General features: G+C 70.4%; 17 protein-coding genes. 11 read left to right on the top strand and 6 right to left on the bottom strand.

The window, feature by feature from the left end; genetic code table 11:
* Positions 1-115 precede the first annotated feature (115 nt).
* Complete coding sequence (locus tag Q392_RS02995; RefSeq protein WP_038201096.1) at positions 116-568, top strand: Hsp20/alpha crystallin family protein; 453 nt, start codon at positions 116-118, stop codon at positions 566-568.
* 13 nt (positions 569-581) lie between these two features.
* On the top strand, positions 582-977 hold the full coding sequence (locus tag Q392_RS02990) for an Hsp20/alpha crystallin family protein (protein ID WP_038201094.1): 396 nt from the start codon (positions 582-584) through the stop codon (positions 975-977).
* Between the two features lie 7 nt (positions 978-984).
* On the opposite strand, the gene arfB is transcribed toward Q392_RS02990, so the two are convergent.
* Genes arfB through Q392_RS02970 form a run of 4 tightly spaced genes read right to left on the bottom strand, consistent with a single transcriptional unit; the run spans position 985 to position 4,099 of the window.
* Complete coding sequence (gene arfB / locus Q392_RS02985; RefSeq protein WP_038201091.1) at positions 985-1,392, bottom strand: alternative ribosome rescue aminoacyl-tRNA hydrolase ArfB; 408 nt, start codon at positions 1,390-1,392, stop codon at positions 985-987.
* A gap of 6 nt (positions 1,393-1,398) precedes the next feature.
* Positions 1,399-2,586, bottom strand: coding sequence for an acetyl-CoA C-acyltransferase family protein (locus Q392_RS02980; protein ID WP_038201088.1), 1,188 nt, complete (start codon positions 2,584-2,586; stop codon positions 1,399-1,401).
* Positions 2,587-2,618: 32 nt separating this feature from the next.
* The gene (locus Q392_RS02975; RefSeq protein WP_038201085.1) at positions 2,619-3,410 is read right to left on the bottom strand and encodes an enoyl-CoA hydratase/isomerase family protein; all 792 of its coding nucleotides are present in this window, start codon (positions 3,408-3,410) and stop codon (positions 2,619-2,621) included.
* Positions 3,407-4,099 carry a TetR/AcrR family transcriptional regulator gene (locus Q392_RS02970; RefSeq protein ID WP_051952815.1) on the bottom strand — a complete coding sequence of 231 codons (693 nt, stop codon included), beginning with the start codon at positions 4,097-4,099 and terminating at the stop codon, positions 3,407-3,409. The genes Q392_RS02975 and Q392_RS02970 overlap by 4 nt, the downstream gene beginning before the upstream one ends.
* A 181-nt stretch (positions 4,100-4,280) precedes the next feature.
* Between Q392_RS02970 and Q392_RS02965 the strand changes: the two genes are divergently transcribed.
* The 7 genes from Q392_RS02965 (at position 4,281) to Q392_RS02935 (ending at position 11,896) form a co-directional block, all read left to right on the top strand.
* A complete protein-coding gene (locus tag Q392_RS02965) occupies positions 4,281-5,135 on the top strand; it encodes an ABC transporter ATP-binding protein (protein ID WP_038201083.1) in 855 nt (284 codons plus the stop codon).
* 14 nt (positions 5,136-5,149) lie between these two features.
* Entirely contained in the window at positions 5,150-6,028 is an 879-nt protein-coding gene (locus tag Q392_RS02960) for a branched-chain amino acid ABC transporter permease (protein ID WP_038201080.1), read from the top strand.
* Positions 6,025-7,062: a branched-chain amino acid ABC transporter permease gene (locus tag Q392_RS02955; RefSeq protein ID WP_038201077.1), complete on the top strand. Its 1,038-nt coding sequence runs from the start codon at positions 6,025-6,027 to the stop codon at positions 7,060-7,062. Before Q392_RS02960 ends, Q392_RS02955 begins: the two co-directional genes overlap by 4 nt.
* Before the next feature lie 15 nt (positions 7,063-7,077).
* Positions 7,078-8,271 carry an ABC transporter substrate-binding protein gene (locus Q392_RS02950; RefSeq protein WP_038201074.1) on the top strand — a complete coding sequence of 398 codons (1,194 nt, stop codon included), beginning with the start codon at positions 7,078-7,080 and terminating at the stop codon, positions 8,269-8,271.
* Between the two features lie 4 nt (positions 8,272-8,275).
* Positions 8,276-9,091, top strand: a complete 816-nt coding sequence (locus Q392_RS02945; RefSeq protein WP_038201070.1) for an ABC transporter ATP-binding protein — start codon at positions 8,276-8,278, stop codon at positions 9,089-9,091.
* 193 nt (positions 9,092-9,284) lie between these two features.
* A complete protein-coding gene (locus Q392_RS02940; protein ID WP_425425159.1) occupies positions 9,285-11,069 on the top strand; it encodes an AMP-dependent synthetase/ligase in 1,785 nt (594 codons plus the stop codon).
* A 44-nt stretch (positions 11,070-11,113) separates the two neighbouring features.
* Positions 11,114-11,896 (top strand): transporter substrate-binding domain-containing protein, encoded by a 783-nt coding sequence (locus tag Q392_RS02935; protein ID WP_038201064.1) that lies wholly within the window; start codon positions 11,114-11,116, stop codon positions 11,894-11,896.
* A gap of 24 nt (positions 11,897-11,920) precedes the next feature.
* On the opposite strand, the gene Q392_RS02930 is transcribed toward Q392_RS02935, so the two are convergent.
* Both Q392_RS02930 and clpB read right to left on the bottom strand, forming a co-directional pair.
* On the bottom strand, positions 11,921-12,241 hold the full coding sequence (locus Q392_RS02930) for a hypothetical protein (protein ID WP_038201726.1): 321 nt from the start codon (positions 12,239-12,241) through the stop codon (positions 11,921-11,923).
* A 5-nt stretch (positions 12,242-12,246) separates the two neighbouring features.
* Entirely contained in the window at positions 12,247-14,871 is a 2,625-nt protein-coding gene (gene clpB, locus Q392_RS02925) for an ATP-dependent chaperone ClpB (RefSeq protein WP_038201061.1), read from the bottom strand.
* 189 nt (positions 14,872-15,060) lie between these two features.
* Here clpB and Q392_RS02920 point away from each other — a divergent pair, with 189 nt between their 5' ends.
* Positions 15,061-16,059, top strand: coding sequence for a Bug family tripartite tricarboxylate transporter substrate binding protein (locus Q392_RS02920; protein ID WP_038201058.1), 999 nt, complete (start codon positions 15,061-15,063; stop codon positions 16,057-16,059).
* Between the two features lie 97 nt (positions 16,060-16,156).
* On the top strand, positions 16,157-16,999 hold the full coding sequence (locus Q392_RS02915) for an acid phosphatase (RefSeq protein ID WP_038201055.1): 843 nt from the start codon (positions 16,157-16,159) through the stop codon (positions 16,997-16,999).
* Positions 17,000-17,003 lie beyond the last annotated feature (4 nt).

Here is a 17,003-nt window from a genome sequence, read left to right as displayed (position 1 = left end):
CCTCCGCCCCCTCTTGAAAGGGGGTTCGGACACCCTATGTGCGCCAGCAGGAAGTCGCCTGCGGCACCGCTTCCGGCGGCTTCCTGCAACGCATCTTTGCAAGGAGGTTTTCGCCATGTACCGATCCCTGTTTCCGCGCGACCTGTTCGCCGAGCTGGATCGCCTGCAGCGCGACGTGCAGCAGGCGTTCGACCTGTCCCCCACCATCCGCGGCATCGGCCGCGGCGGCTTTCCGGCGCTGAACGTGGGCGCCACGCCGCAGTCCATCGAGCTGTACGCCTTCGCGCCGGGGCTGGACCCGGCCTCGATCGACGTGCAGATCGACCGCGGCGTGCTCAGCCTGTCGGGCCGCCGGGCCTCGTCCCTGCCCTCCGGCAACGGCGGCGAGGCGAAGGAGCGGCCGGTCGTGCACATCAACGAGCGCTTCGCCGGCGAGTTCCGCCGCACCGTGAGCCTGCCCGATGACGCCGACCCCGATGCCGTCACGGCCGGCTACCGCGACGGCGTGCTGCGCGTCAGCGTGCAGCGCCGCGCCTCGGCGCAGCCGCGCCGCATCACCGTGCAATGAAGGAGGACCGACGATGAACAACACCCCCAACACCCCGAACGCCCCAGCCGCCCGCGACGCCGCCGGCCGCGAGGCGCAGCCCGCGCTGCTGCCGCCCGTGGACGTGGTGGAGGACGCCGGCGCCATCACCCTGTGGGCCGACCTGCCGGGCGTGACCCGCGAGGGCCTGAACCTGCAGGTGGACGGCGACCAGCTCGCCATCGAGGGCGAGGTCACGCTGCAGTTGCCGGAAGGCATGCAGGCCTCGCACGCCGAGGTGGGCCTCAACCGCTACCGCCGCGTCTTCACGCTGAGCAAGGAGCTGGACACGCAGCGCATCGAGGCCAACCTGAACCAGGGCGTGCTGCAGCTGCGCATCCCGAAGGCCGAGCACGCGCGGCCGCGCCGCATCGAGGTGCAGGCGGCGTGACGACCGCCTAGTCGCGCACCGCGCCGCGCAGGCGCTTGACCTCGGCGCGCTGGCTCTTGCCTTCGAGCCGCCGCCGCACCGAGGCCCGCGTCGGCCGCGTGGCGCGGCGCACGCGCGGCGGCGAGGCCACGCGGTCGACCAGCGCCTGCAGCCGCGCCAGCGCGTCGGCGCGGTTCAGCTCCTGCGTACGGTGCTGCTGCGCCTTGATGACGATCACGCCGTCCTGCGTGAGCCGGGCGTCGTGCAGCGCCAGCAGCCGCGCCTTCACGTCCTCGGGCAGCGAGCTGGCGCCGACGTCGAAGCGCAGGTGTACCGCGCTCGACACCTTGTTGACGTTCTGGCCGCCCGCACCCTGGGCGCGGATCGCCGTGAACACGACCTCGCGCTCGTCGACCTGCAGCGGGCGCGAGGCCATGCCGCGTCAGACCCGTTCGAAGATCGCTGCGATGCCCTGCCCGCCGCCGATGCACATCGTCACCAGGGCGTAGCGGCCCTGCACGCGGTGCAGTTCGGCGATGGCCTTGGTGGTGATGATCGCGCCCGTCGCGCCCACCGGGTGGCCCAGCGAGATGCCCGAGCCGTTGGGATTGACCTTGGCCGGGTCGAAGTCCAGTTCCTTCGCCACCGCGCAGGCCTGCGCGGCGAAGGCCTCGTTGGCCTCGATCACGTCCAGGTCGCCGATCTTCAGGCCGGTGCGCTCCAGCACCTTGCGCGTGGCCGGCACCGGACCGATGCCCATGTAGGCCGGCTCCACGCCGGCGTGCGCGTAGCCCACCAGCCGCGCCAGCGGCTTCAGGCCCAGCGCCTTGACACGCCCGCCCTCGGCCAGCACCACGGCGCCCGCGCCGTCGTTGATGCCCGAGGCGTTGCCGGCCGTCACCGTGCCGCCCTCCTTCTTGAAGGCCGGCTTCATGCCCGCCAGCACCTCGACGGTCGTGCTCGCCTTCACGTGCTCGTCGGTGTCGAACACCACCACGCCCTTGCGCGTCTTGATCTCGACCGGGACGATCTGCTCCTTGAAGCGGCCGGCGGCGATGGCGGCCGCCGCGCGCTGGTGGCTCAGCGCGGCCAGCGCGTCCTGCTCCTCGCGCGTGATGCCGTGGCGCTCGGCCACGTTCTCGGCGGTGATGCCCATGTGGATCTTCTGCCACGGGTCGTGCAGGATGCCCAGCATGTAGTCCACCAGCGTGGCGTCGCCCATGCGGGCGCCGTAGCGGGCAGAGGTGTCGAAGTAGGGGCCGCGGCTCATCGACTCCGAGCCGCCGCCGATGGCGATGTCGCAGTCGCCCAGCGCGATCGCCTGCGCCGCCGACACGATGGCCTGCAGGCCCGAGCCGCACAGGCGGTTGACGTTGAAGGCCGGCGTCTCGATCGGGCAGCCGGCGTCGATGGCGGCCACGCGGCTGAGGTAGGCGTCCTTGGTGTCGGTGGGGATCACGTTGCCCATCACCACGTGGCCGACCGCGTCGGGCGCCACGCCGCTGCGCGTGAGGGCGGCCTTGACGGCGGTGGTGGCCAGCTGGGTGTTGGGCACGTCCTTGAGCGAGCCGCCGAAGGTGCCGATGGCGGTGCGGGCGGTGCCGACGACGAAGATGTCGCGTTGGGTCATGGTGCAGTCCTCGAGAGTGAAAAAAGCGGGGTTCAGCGGCCGGTGAAGGCGGGCTTCGCCTTGGCGAAGAAGGCGTCGACGCCAAGGCGGAAGTCTGCGCTCGCGGCGCAGGTCTGGAAAGCGGCCGCCTCGGCATCCAACTGTGCCGCCAAATCGCGCTCCAGGCTGGCGCGCATGAGACGGCGCAACTGCCCCAGCGCCACGGTGGGCCCGGCCGCCAGCCGCTGCGCCAGGGCCATCGCCTCGGCCGGCAGCGCCCCGGCCGGCAGCACGCGGTTGACCAGGCCGATCCGCTCGGCATCGGCGGCCTCCAGCGTGTCGCCCAGCAGGGCGATCTCCAGCGCGCGGCGCAGGCCCACGCGGCGCGGCAGCGCCCAGGAGGCGCCGACGTCGCAGCTCGTGCCGATGTTCACGTAGGCCAGGTTGAAGCGCGTGCCCTCGGCCGCCAGCACGAAGTCGGCCTGCAGCATCAGCGACAGGCCCGCGCCGGCCGCCACGCCGTGCACCTGCGCCACCACCGGCGCGTCGATGCCGGCCAGCACCACCAGCGCCTCGTGCAGCGGGCCGATCAGCGCCGCCGCGCCGCCCTGCGGGTCGGCGCCCAGCAGCGCCAGGTCGCCGCCGGCCATGAAGCCCTTGCCCTCGCCGCGCATCAGCACGGCGCGCACGCCGCGGTCGGCGGCGATGCCCTTCACCGCGGCCAGGAAGCCCTGCGCCATCGGCACGTCGATGGCGTTGAGCGCCTGCGGGCGGTTGAAGGCGATCGTGGCGACGGCGCCTTCGCGGCCGACGACGAGCGTGGGGGTGGCGGAATCCGAATTCATGCGGGAATCTCCTGGGTCTTCTTGCGCTGGCGCGCCGCTGCGCGCCGCTGCGCCGGCGCCAGCACGCCGCCCAGCAGCAGCGCCACGGCCTGCTCGGCGATCTGCTGCGGGTCGAGTTCGCCGTCGGGACGGTACCAGCGGCCGACCCAGCTCAACGCGCCGCCGATCATGAAGGCGGCCATCTTCGGGTCGCAGGGCGCCAGGCTGCCCTCCTCCACGCCGGCGGCGATCAGGCGGCGGAACTCGTGGTCGACGCCGGCCTTGAGGCGCCGCAGCTCCTTCTTCAGCGGCGGCGGCAGCGGGTCCTCGCCGTTGCGGATCACGCACATGCCGAAATCCTGCATCACGATGTCGACGTAGATGCGCATGCAGGCCACGAGCTGGTCCAGCGCGCGGCCGCCGCTCTCGCGCACGGCGTCGATGCCCTCCTTCATCATGCCCAGCGCGGCGCGCACGCATTCGAGCAGGATGTCGTCCTTGCTCTTGACGTAGTAGTAGAGCGTGGGTTTTGTGACGTGCAGCTGGCGGGCGATGTCGTCCAGCGAGGTGGCGTGGAAGCCCCGCTCGTTGAACAGCCGCGCCGCCGTCTGCAGCACCGCCTGGCGTTTCAGCTCGCGCTGCCGGCCGCGCTGGTCCGGCTTCGTCCAGGGCGAGGCGGCGGCGGGCGGGCGGCGCGTGCGGGTGGCCATGCGTGGAGCGTGGGAACGGGCGGTTTGGGGGAAAGTCCCGATGCCCCTGCGCACCGCCGTCCGGAAGATCGCGCAGGTTACCGGTGGGTAGGCATTCTACGGACGAGTAGCCTCGCTTCGCAGCCCGACCCGCCTCCGAGCAAACTCCAGTGCCGCCAGAGCACGACCGACGGAGACGCCTTTGAACGACGCCGCTGACGCACCAGCGAACGCCGCCGAGCCGGTGCTGCGCCTGGATGCGCTGACGCTGGCCTTCGGCGGCGTGAAGGCGCTGTCGGGCGTGGGCTTCGACGTGGCGCCGGGCAGCATCACCGCCGTCATCGGGCCCAACGGCGCGGGCAAGACCTCGCTGTTCAACACCGTCTCGGGCTTCTACCGGCCGACCGCGGGGCGGGTGCTGTTCGAGGGCCGCGACATCACGCACCTGCCGGCGCCGAAGCGCGCCGCGCTGGGCCTGGCGCGCAGCTTCCAGAACATCGCGCTCTTCCGCGGCATGACGGTGCTGGACAACATCAAGCTCGGCCGCCACGCGCACCTGAAGAGCAACGTGTTCGACGCCCTCTTCTACCTGGGCCGCGCCCGCCGCGAGGAGGCCGAACTGCGCCGCGAGGTGGAGGAGCGGATCATCGACTTCCTGGAGATCGACCACATCCGCCATGCGCCGGTGGCCGCCCTGCCCTACGGCCTGCGCAAGCGGGTGGAGATGGCGCGCGCCCTGGCCATGCAGCCCAAGGTGCTGATGCTGGACGAGCCCGTGGCCGGCATGAACCGCGAGGAGACGGAGGACATGGCCCGCTTCATCCTCGATGTGCGGCGCGAGTGGGGCATCACCGTGCTGATGGTGGAGCACGACATGGGCATGGTGATGGACCTGTCGGATCACGTGGTGGTGCTCAACTTCGGCCAGGTGATCGCGCAGGGCGCGCCGGCCGCGGTACAGGCCGATCCGGAAGTCAACCGCGCCTACCTGGGCGGCGGCGACGTGGGCGAACTGCGGCGGCGCCTGCGCGCGCAGCCGCTGGCGCAGCCGGCCTGAGCGGGGCATCGCTCATGGACTGGGCCTACCTGTTCGAGATCGCCCTCACCGGCCTGGCCGGCGGCGGCCTGTACGCGCTGGCGGCGCTGGCCTTCGTGCTGGTCTACAAGGCCACGCGGGTGGTCAACATCGCCATCGGCGAGATGCTGATGGCCGGCGCCTACCTCTTCTTCGCCTTCGCCGTCACCTTCTCGCTGCCGCTGTGGCTGGCCATCCCTGCCGCGGTGCTGGGCAGCGGGCTGCTCGGCGCCGTCATCGAGCGCACCATGATCCGCCCGCTGCTGGGCGAGCCGCCCATCTCGGCCTTCATGGTCACCGTGGGCCTCGGCTCCATCCTGGTCGGCCTGGTGGAGATCATCTGGACGGCCGACCAGCGGCGGCTTCCGGAGTTCTTCCCCAACCGCCCGGTGATGATCGGCGACGCCTTCCTCGCGCCCAAGGTGGCCTGCGGCGCGCTGGCGGCGATGGTGCTGATCGCGGCGGTGCTGCTGCTGTTCCGCTTCTGGCGCGGCGGCGTGGCGCTGCGGGCCACCGCCTCCGACCAGGGCGCCGCGTACATGATGGGCATCGCGGTGCCGAAGGTGTTCTCGCTGGCCTGGGTGGTGTCGGCCATGATCGCCGCCGTCGCCGGCATCGTGGTCGGCGCCATCGGCGGCATCTCGTCCTCGATGGGCGTGTTCGGCCTGTCGGTGCTGGTGGTGGTGATCGTCGGCGGGCTCGACAGCGTGCTGGGCGCGCTGGTCGGGGGCCTCTTCATCGGGCTGGTGGAGGCGCTGGCCGGTGCCTACCTGGGCGGCGAATACAAGCTGCTGGCGACCTTCGTGGTGCTGGTGGCGGTTTTGCTGGTGCGGCCCTACGGTCTGTTCGGCACCCATGAAATAGAGCGGCTATGAGGATCGGCACCCTCAAGGAAAGCTACGTCGCCGATGCGGCGCTGTTCGACTCGCGCACGCAGAAGGCGTGGCTGGCGATCGGCGCCGCGCTGCTGGTGTGCTTCCCCTTCGTCGCCAGCGACTACTGGCTGTATCTCGCCTGCCTGGTCGCCATCAACATCGCCAGCAGCACGGGCCTGAACATCCTCACCGGCTACACCGGGCTCGTCAGCCTGGGCCAGGCGGCCTTCATGGGCCTGGGCGCGTACACCGTCGCCATCCTGCAGATCCGCTTCGGCACGCCCTTCCTGTTCAACATCCTGGCCGGCGGCGTGGTGGCGATGCTGGGCGGCATCGTGGTCGGCCTGCCTTCGCTGCGCGTCAAGGGGCTGTACCTGGCCATCGCCACCATCGCCGCCTCGTTCATCGCGCACTTCCTCTTCGCCAACCTGGCGCTCACGGGCGGCACCACGGGGCTGTCGCTGCCGCCGGCCTCGCTGTTCGGCGCCGTGCTCGACACGTCCTTTCGCCTGTACTGGCTGATCGTGCCAGTGACGATCCTGATGCTGCTGGGCGCGGCCAACCTGTTCCGCACCCGCGTGGGCCGCGCCTTCATCGCCATCCGCGACCGCGACATCTCGGCCGAGGTGCTGGGCATCCCGCTGCTGCGCTACAAGCTGCTGTCCTTCGGCCTCTCGTCCTTCTACGCCGGCGTGGCGGGCGGGCTGTGGGCCTACTTCTTCCGCGTGGTCACGCCCGAGAGCTTCCCGCTGCTCATGTCCATCTTCTTCCTGGCCGCCATCATCGTCGGCGGCATGGGCACGATCCTCGGCGGCATCCTGGGCGCGGTGTTCATGACGCTGGTGCCCGAGGTGCTCAAGCTGGTGTTCGAGCTGCTGCCGGGCGGCACCGAGATGACGGTCTTCCTCTCGCCGGTGCGCACGGTCGTGTTCGGCCTGCTGATCGTGGGTTTTCTGGTGTTCGAGCCGCACGGGCTCGCCGAAGTGTGGCGGCGGATCCGCCGCTTTTTCCATCTCTGGCCTTTCCGGAACTGACCAAGGAGACAGACCATGCGTGAGACACAGCAGCTTCCCGCCTCGCTCCGCCGCCGCAGCCTCGTGCTGGCGGGCGGCGCCACCGCCCTGGCCGCCGGCGGCCTGCCGCTGGCGGTGCAGGCCCAGGCCGAGGACATCGTGATCGGCGGCTCGATCCCGATGACCGGCGTGTTCGCCTTTGCCGGCATCGGCATCAACGCCGGCATCGCCGACTACGTGAAGATCGTCAACGACGACGGCGGCATCAAGGGCCGCAAGCTGCGCTACGTGCCGGAGGACACCGGCTACAAGGTCGACGTGTCGGTGGCCGCCTTCAAGAAGATCACCAGCCAGAACAAGGTCAACCTCTACTATGGCGACTCGACCGGCTTCTCCAAGACCATCAACCCGGAGCTGGACCGCAGCGGCCAGATCCTGATGGCGGGCGCCTCCTTCGCCACCGAACTGAACAACCCGCAGAAGTACCCGCACCAGTTCCTGGTGGGGCCGGACTACACCGAGATGTTCGGCATCCTGCTCAAGCACATCGCCAAGGAGAAGCCGGGCGCCAAGGTGGCCTTCGTGTATTCCGACTCCGAGTTCGGCCGCGACCCGATCGAGGCCAGCGAGGCGGCGGCGAAGAAACTGGGCCTGTCGGTGCCGATCAAGATCATGACGCCGCCGGGCAGCGTGGACGTGTCCACCGAGGTCATCAAGCTGCGCCGCGCCGCGCCCGACTACACCATCTTCCACGGCTACGTGCTGGCGCCGATCCCGGAATTCATCCAGCAGGGCAAGCAGCAGGGCATGACGAGCAAGTGGATGGGCACCTTCTGGACGATGGACAGCTCCACCGTCATGAAGATGGGCGAGGCCGGCGACGGCTTCATGGGCGTGATGCCCTTCCGCTACTACTACGACACCGAGAAGGCGCCGATGCTGGAGAAGATCCGCGCCCTGCGCCCGGAGTACCAGAGCACGGCCTACATCCAGGGCTTCCTCACCGCGATGCTGTTCACCGAGGCCGCCAGGCGCACGCTGGACGCCGGCAAGCCGCTGGACGGCAAGAACCTGAAGGCGGCGCTCAACAGCATCAAGGACTTCGACACCGGCGGGCTGGTCGGCGTGCCGATCACGATTTCCGGCAACTCGATTCCGGTGGGGCGTGTCTACAAGGCCGACATGAAGGCGCAGAAGATGATCGCCGCATCCGATTGGATCAAGCTCTGAGCGCATGAGTGCGGCGGCCGGCCCGATCCTCGAAGTCAACAACATCGAGGTGGTCTACAACAAGGCGGTGCAGGTGCTGCGCGGCCTGTCGCTGGCCGTGCCGCGCGGACGGATCGTGGCGCTCCTGGGCAGCAACGGCGCGGGCAAGTCCACCACGCTCAAGGCCATCACCGGCCTGCTGCCGCTGGAGGACGGCGAACTGCAGGCCGGGCAGATCCGCTTCGACGGCGAGCCGACCGGGCGCGTGCCGCCGCAGGCGCTGGTGCGCCGCGGCCTGGCGCACGTCATGGAAGGCCGCCGCGTGTTCGAGGACCTGACGGTGGAGGAGAACCTGGTCGCCGCGACCTACGCCCTCACCGGCCGCAAGCCCCTGCCGCGCGACTTCGATGCGGTGTATGGCTACTTCCCGCGCCTGCACGAGCGGCGCAAGGGGCTGGCCGGGTATCTCTCGGGCGGCGAGCAGCAGATGCTGGCCATCGGCCGCGCGCTGGTGGCCGAGCCGCTCTTGATGCTGCTGGACGAGCCCTCGCTGGGCCTGTCGCCGAAGCTGGTGGAGGAGATCTTCGCCATCATCGCGCGCATCAACGCCGAGCGCGGCGTCTCGATGCTGCTGGTGGAGCAGAACGCCAGCATCGCGCTGGCGGTGGCCGATGCCGGCTACATCATGGAGAACGGCAAGATCGTGATCGACGGCAGCGCCGAGCGCCTCGCCGCCGACCCGGACGTGCGCGAGTTCTACCTGGGCGTGGGCGGCAGCGGCGAGGCTCGCAGCTTCAAGGACCTGAAGCACTACAAGCGGCGCAAGCGATGGCTTTCATGACCACCCCCGTTTCTCGCCCACTGCGTGTGCTCGCATCCCCCCTCGAGGGGGCGCACGCCGCGGCCTGGCAGAGCCAGTTCCGCGCGTGCACGCGCATGGCCTGCTCCGCGGCCTTTCGATCGGCGAAGCGCGGTCCCAGCCGGGAATGCCGGCCGTGACGGCGTCCACACTGCCCGAAAAAACGCTGCCGCAGATGCTGCGCGAGCAGGCCGCGCGGCAGCCTGGGCACATCGCCATCCGCCAAAAGGATTTCGGCATCTGGCAGCCGCTGAGCTGGACGGACTACCTGCGCCGCGCCAGCCACGTCGGGCTGGGCCTGGCCGCGCTGGGGCTGGAACGCGGCGGCCACCTCGGCGTGATCTCCGAGAACTGCGTCGAATGGGTGCTGGCGCAGATGGGCGCTGGCCTGATCGGCGCCGTGACGGTGGGCGTGTACCCCACCAGCCCGAGCAACGAGGTGGCCTACGTGGTCGGCCACGCCGACGTGGAGGTCGTCGTCTGCGAGGACCAGGAGCAGGCCGACAAGGTGCTTGACGCCCTGCCCTCGCTGCCGCGGCTGCGCCACATCGTCGTCGTCGAGACCAAGGGCCTGGCGAGCTACGCGCCCGAGGCGCGCAGGATCATCCGCACCTTCGCCGGGGTCGAGCAGGCCGGCGCCGCGCTGCATGCGCGCGAGGGCGATGCGCGCATCGACGCCGCCCTGGCCGCGCAGGCGCTGGACGACATCGGCCTGATGATCTACACCTCGGGCTCCACCGGCGCGCCCAAGGGGGCCATGATCTCGTGGCGCAACATCCGCGGCATGGTGCCGGGCGTGGTGCAGCGCCTGGGGCTGGACGGCGGCACCACGCACCTCTCGTACCTGCCGCTGTGCCACGTGGCCGAGCAGATGCTCACCACCTTCATCCCGCTGTACCTGGGCTCGCAGGTCAACTTCGGCGAATCGATCCGCACCGTGCAGGAAGACCTGCGCGAAGTGGCGCCCAGCATGTTCCTCGGCGTGCCGCGCATCTGGGAGAAGCTGCACGCCGGCATCCACATCAAGATGCAGGAGGCCGGCCGGCTGCAGCGCGCGCTGTACGGGCGCGCCATCGCCGCCTGCGCGCCGCTGGCCGAGAAGCCGCGCGCGCAATGGACTTTGGACGAGCGCCTGCGCTTCGCCCTCGCCTACTGGACCGTGCTGCGGGCGCTCCAGAACTTCATCGGCCTGCGCGAAGCGAAGGTCGCGCTGACCGGCGCCGCCCCGATCCCGCCGGACGTGGTGCGCTTCTTCCGCACCCTCGGCGTGCCGCTGGTGGAGGTGTACGGCCTCACGGAATCCACCGGCATGGTCACCGGCCACGCGCTTCACGACGTGAAGGTGGGCACGGTCGGCACGCCCGTGGCGGGCGTGGAGCACCGCATCGCGGACAGCGGCGAGCTGCAGCTCCGCGGCGAGATGGTGTTCGCCGGCTACTACAAGAACCCCGAAGCCACCGCCGCTTCCGTGCAGGACGGCTGGCTGCACACCGGCGACGTGGTGGCCGCCACGCCCGAGGGCCACCTGCGCATCGTCGACCGCCTGAAGGACATCATGATCACCGCCGGCGGCAAGAACCTCACGCCCTCGGAGATCGAGAACACGATGAAGGCCAGCCCCTTCGTCAAGGAATGCATCGTGATCGCGGAGGGACGCAAGTTCGTCTCCGCGCTGGTGCAGATCGACTACGAGACGGTGGGCAAGTGGGCCGAGGCGCAGCGCCTGGCGTTCACGCACTTCCGCTCGCTGGTGGAGCTGCCGCAGGTGCACGAGATGGTGCAGGCCGAGATCGACAGGGGCAACGCGCGCCTGGCCCAGGTGGCGCAGGTGCGGCGCTTCCACCTGCTGACCAAGGAGCTGGACCATGACGATGGCGAGGTGACGGCCACCATGAAGGTGCGGCGCGCCAGCATCTACAAGACCTACGCAGCGGAGATCGAGGCGCTCTACCGGGCTTGACGTGCGCCAGAATGGGCGGGTCGCAACATCCCGATGGAGTCCGCATGCTGTCCCGCCGCCGCTTCGCCTTCGCCGCCTCGGCCCTCGCCCTGGGCCTGTCGCTCGCAGCCCCCGCCCACGCCGGCGCGCGGCTGGACCGCATCCTCGACAGCAAGGTCATCCGCGTGGGCACGCCGGGCGACTACCGGCCCTTCGCCATCAAGACCGACACCGGCTACAGCGGCCATGACGTCGACCTGATCGAGCGCATGGCGAAGGAGCTGGGCGCGCGCATCGAATGGGTGCCCACCAGCTGGCCCAACCTGCTCAAGGACATCCAGGCTGACAGGTTCGACGTCGCCGTGGGCGGCATCACCCGCAACGTCGCCCGCATGCGCGTGGTGGCCATGCTGCCGGGCTACGCGCCCTTCGGCAAGGTGGCGCTGGTGCGCGCCGCCGACAAGGCGAAGTTCACCACCCCCGAATCGCTCAACCAGAGCGGCGTGCGGGTCATCAAGAACCCGGGCGGCACCAACGAGGCCTTCGTGCTGGAGCACCTGAAGGCGGCGCAGGTGAGCACGCACGAGAAGAACGCGGAGATCCCGGCGCTGATCGCCGAGGGCAAGGGCGACGTGATGATCACCGAGACCTACGAGGCCCTGCACTACGCCAGGGCCGACCCGCGCCTGGCGGCCGCCTTCGTCGACGCGCCGCTCACGCCCAAGAACTACCTGGGCTTCATGCTGCCGGCAGACGATGCCGACTACCTGCGGGTGATGAACTTCGTGTGGGAGCTGCTGGACAGCCGCGGCGCCGTCAAGCAGGCCGCAGACCAATGGCTGAAGTGACGGCCGCCCGGCGCCGGGCGCCTGTCATTCCCGGCCCGTGACGGGCCGGGCGCGCACGTCGGTCACGTCCTTGTCGCTGGCGCCGCGCGCCCGCGCCGAGGCCACGTCCGCCGCCGAGGGCGCGTCCTGGCGGGCCGCCGCGCTGCGGAAGCGCTCGAAGCCGGCGCGCGGATCGAAGCGCTGGCCGAACATCACCGACCAGGGCGTCACCGGTTTGCCGGTGAGCCGCGCCCAGGCGAGGCGGGCCATCCACACGGCCAGCAGCAGCAGCGCCGCCACCGCCAGGCTGGCCGCGAAGAGCAGCCCCATCAGGAACAGGAAGACCCGGAGGACGAAGTTGAGCATGCCCATTAGGCAGCCACCCCGGCCTCGGGTTCCCTCGACTTCTCGAAACCGAAGCTGCCGGGCGAGCGCACCGGGTCGCTGGTCACGCGCAGCGTGTCCTTGGGGCCGAAGGCACCTTCGAGCAGCAGCTTCGAGAGCGGGTTCTCGATGCGCTGCTGGATGGCGCGCTTGAGCGGCCGGGCGCCGAACACCGGATCGAAGCCGACCTTGGCGATCTCCGCCAGCGCGTTGGGCGCCACCTCCAGCCCGATGTCGAGCTTGGCCAGCCGCTGCTCCAGCACCTTGAGCTGGATGCGCGCGATGGACTCGATGTGCTTCGCGTCGAGCGCGTGGAACACCACCGTCTCGTCGATGCGGTTGAGGAACTCGGGGCGGAAGTGGGTCTTCAGCTCGTCCCACACCGCTTCCTTGATCTCTTCCGCCGGCCGGCCCACCATCGCCTGGATGATCGGCGAGCCGATGTTGCTGGTCATGACGATCACGGTGTTCTTGAAGTCCACCGTGCGGCCCTGGCCGTCGGTCAGGCGGCCGTCGTCCAGCACCTGCAGCAGGACGTTGAAGACGTCCGGGTGCGCTTTTTCCACCTCGTCGAGCAGCACCACGCTGTAGGGCTTGCGGCGCACGGCTTCCGTCAGGTAGCCGCCCTCCTCGTAGCCCACGTAGCCGGGCGGCGCGCCGATCAGGCGCGCGACCGAGTGCTTCTCCATGAACTCGCTCATGTCGATGCGGATGAGGTGGTCCTCGCTGTCGAACAGGAAGCCCGCCAGCGCCTTGCACAGCTCCGTCTTGCCCACGCCGGTGGGGCCGAGGAAGAGGAAGGAGCCGGTCGGCCGGTTCGGGTCCGACAGGCCCGAGCGCGAGCGGCGGATGGCGTTGGCCACGGCCGAGATCGCCTCGTCCTGGCCGACCACGCGCTCGTGCAGCCTGTCTTCCATGCGCAGCAGCTTCTCGCGCTCGCCCTGCATCAGCTTGGCGACCGGGATGCCGGTGGCGCGCGCCACCACCTCGGCGATCTCTTCCGCGCCGACCTGGGTGCGCAGCAGCTTCGGGCCGGCGCCGTCGCCGCCCTTCTTCTGCTCCGAATCGAGCGCTTCCTTCAGGCGCTTCTCCAGCCCGGGCAGCTTGCCGTACTGCAGCTCGGCCACCTTGTTGAAGTCGCCCTTGCGGGTGAACTCGTCGATCTGGAACTTGATCTCGTCGATCTCCTTGCGGATCTCGGCGCTGCCCTGGGCCTGCGCCTTCTCGGCCTGCCAGATCTCGTCGAGGTCGGCATATTCCTTCTGCAGCTTGCCGATCTCGTCCTCGATCAGCTGCAGGCGCTTCTGCGAGGCCTCGTCCTTCTCCTTCTTCACGGCCTCACGCTCGATCTGGAGCTGGATGATGCGGCGGTCGAGCCGGTCCATCACCTCGGGCTTGGAGTCCATCTCGATCTTGATGCGCGCGGCCGCCTCGTCGATCAGGTCGATCGCCTTGTCGGGCAGGAAGCGGTCGGTGATGTAGCGGTCCGAGAGCTCGGCCGCGGCCACGATGGCCGGGTCGGTGATCTCCACGCCGTGGTGCACCTCGTACTTCTCCTGCAGGCCGCGCAGGATGGCGATGGTCGCCTCCACGCTCGGCTCGCCCACGAGGATTTTCTGGAAGCGGCGCTCCAGCGCGGCGTCCTTCTCGATGTACTTGCGGTATTCGTCGAGCGTGGTGGCACCGACGCAGTGCAGTTCGCCGCGCGCCAGGGCGGGCTTGAGCATGTTGCCGGCGTCCATCGCGCCCTCGGCCTTGCCGGCGCCCACCATGGTGTGCAGCTCGTCGATGAAGACGACGGTCTGGCCCTCGTCCTTGGCCAGCTCGTTGAGCACGGCCTTCAGCCGCTCCTCGAACTCGCCGCGGTACTTGGCGCCGGCCAGCAGCGCCGCCATGTCGAGCGACAGCACGCGCTTGCCCTTGAGCGAATCGGGCACCTCGCCCGAGACGATGCGCTGCGCCAGCCCCTCGACGATGGCGGTCTTGCCCACGCCGGGCTCGCCGATCAGCACGGGGTTGTTCTTGGTGCGGCGCTGCAGCACCTGGATGGCGCGGCGGATCTCCTCGTCACGGCCGATCACCGGGTCCAGCTTGCCCTGGCGGGCGCGCTCGGTGAGGTCCAGCGTGTACTTCTTGAGGGCGCCGCGCTGCGCCTCGGCGTCGGCGCTGTCCACGCCCTGGCCGCCGCGCACGGCCTCGATGGCCGCCTCCAGGCTCTTGCGGGTCAGGCCGTTCTCCTTGGCGATGCGGCCCACGTCGGCCTTGCTGTCGGCCACCGCCAGCAGGAACAGCTCGCCGGCGATGAACTGGTCGCCGCGCTTGATGGCCTCCTTCTCGGTGGCCTGCAGCAGCTTGGCCAGGTCGGGGCCGACCTGCACCATCTCGCCGCCCTGCACCTGGGGCAGGCGTTTGATGGCGTTCTCGGCCGCGGCGGACAGGCCCGGCACGTTGGCGCCGGCGCGCTCCAGCAGGGCGCGGGGCCCGTCCTCCTGGCGCAGCATGGCGGCCAGCAGATGCACGGGCTCGATGTAGGGGTTGTCGTTGCCCAGGGCCAGCGACTGGGCGTCGGCCAGCGCCTCCTGGAACTTGGTGGTCAGTTTGTCTTGTCGCATGGTGATGAAGGAACTTCCGGGATTGCAGCCGATATGGGGCCCTCGCAGCACGATTCAACCCGGCCGGCGGGCAAAAGGCTGCCGGCGGAGGTCGCGCTTGCGCTCGATCAACCGCCTTTGCGGCCGCGGCGGGCGCGTTTCGTGCGAGCAATTTCGGCATCATTGCGCTTTTCTCCCGGAGTTCGCCCCATGCCCCTTGCCTCTTCCCTCCCCTTTGCCTCGCGCCTGCTGCGCCGCACCTTCGCCGCCGGCATGCTGCTGGCCGCCGCCGGCCTGGCCGCGGCCCAGCCTGCGGGCACGCCGATCCGCCTGCTGGTGGGCTTCCCGGCCGGCGCCGGCTCCGACGCCATCGCCCGCGTCCTGGCCGAGAAGCTCAAGGACGAGCTGGGCACCAACGTGGTGGTCGAGAACCGCGCCGGCGCCGGCGGCCAGATCGCGGCGCAGGCGTTGAAGGCCGCGCCCGCCGACGGCCACACCCTCTTCCTGACCCACGACCACAGCATCTCCATCCTGCCCCAGGTGACCCGCAACCCCGGCTTCGACCCGGCCAGCGACTTCACGCCGGTGGCCGGCTTCGCCACCTTCGCCAACGTGCTGGCCGTCTCCGGCGCCACACCGGCGAAGACGATGCAGGAGTACGTGAACTGGGTGAAGACCGCCAAGGGCGGCAAGGACACGATCGGCGTGCCCGCGCCGGGCTCAATCCCCGTCTTCCTGGTGCAGCTCATCGCCAAGAAGTACGGCATCGACGTGCAGGCCGCGCCCTACCGCGGCAGCGCGCCCATGACGGCGGACATGCTGGGCAACCAGATCTCCTCGGGTATCGCCTCGGTGCCGGACTTCATCGAGTACCAGAAGCAGGGCAAGGTGCGCATCGTCGCCACCATCGGCGCCAAGCGCGACCCGCTGCTGCCCGGCGTGCCCACCTTCACCGAGCTGGGCTTCCAGAACCTGACCGACTACCCCTGGTACGGCATCTTCGCGCCCGTGGGCACGCCCCAGCCCGTGGTCGACCGCTTCGGCGCCGCGCTGCAGAAGGTGCTGGCCATGCCCGACGTGAAGAAGAAGCTGACCGACATGGGCCTGAACGTCGCCTACGAGCCGCAGGGCCAGTTCGCCGGCCGCGTGCGCACCTACACGCAGACCTGGGAAGGCATCATCAAGGCGAGCGGCTTCCAGCCGCAATAACCGGGCGGCGCCCCGTCTCCTGTCTCGCCCGTTACGCCGGAGCAGGCGTGGCGGCCGATAGCATCGCCGCGCCACCACTGCGATCCGGAGACAAGCCATGCGCCCCTTCCTGCTCCCCGCGGCCACCCTGGCCGCCTGCCTGCTTTCATCAGCCTGCACCACCCCGCCACCGACCACGGTGGCCGAGGTGGGCGAGTCCCGCCCGGGCTCCGGCTACCTGAACGGCTACCTGGCGCGGGCCGAGCTGCCGGACAGCCTGGCGCTGCTGCCGCCGCCGCCGGCGGAAGGCTCGGCCGCGCTGGCCGCCGACGGCGAGGCCTTCCGCGCCCTGACCGCCCTGCGCAGCGGCCCGCGCGGCGCACAGGCCACGAAGGATGCCGTGCTCCGGTTCCCGCAGGCCGCCGGCCATTTCTCTTGCGCGCTGGGCGTCGACATCTCCGAGCGGAACACCCCGCACCTGAACATGCTGCTGCGCCGGACGCTGTCCGACGCCGGCCTGTCCACCTACAAGGCCAAGGACAAGTACCAGCGCACCCGGCCCTTCGTGGCCTTCAACACCGGCTCCTGCACGCCGAACGACGAAGCGGCCCTGCGCAAGGACGGCTCCTACCCCTCGGGCCACTCCGCCCTGGGCTGGGCCTGGGCGCTGGTGCTGACGGAAGTGGCGCCCGACCGCACCGACGCGCTGCTGCAGCGCGGCCGCGCCTTCGCCCAGAGCCGCGGCGTCTGCGGCGTGCACTGGAAGAGCGACATCGAGGCCGGCCGCCTGATGGGCTCGGCCACCGTGGCGCGGCTGCACGAGAACGCCGTGTTCAAGGCCCAGGTGGCCGCTGCCAGGGCCGAGGTCGCCGACGCCCGCGCCAGGGGCCTGGTGCCGCCTGCGGCCGGCTGCGCCGCCGAGGCGGCCGCCCTCGGCACCTCGACCGGGCTGGCCCCCTGAGCCG

Origin of the sequence: Xenophilus azovorans DSM 13620 (genome assembly GCF_000745855.1) — a bacterium.
In the GTDB taxonomy this organism is placed as follows: domain Bacteria; phylum Pseudomonadota; class Gammaproteobacteria; order Burkholderiales; family Burkholderiaceae_C; genus Xenophilus; species Xenophilus azovorans.
Note: the sequence above shows the minus strand (reverse complement) of the source record. Positions and strands in the feature narration are given on the sequence as shown.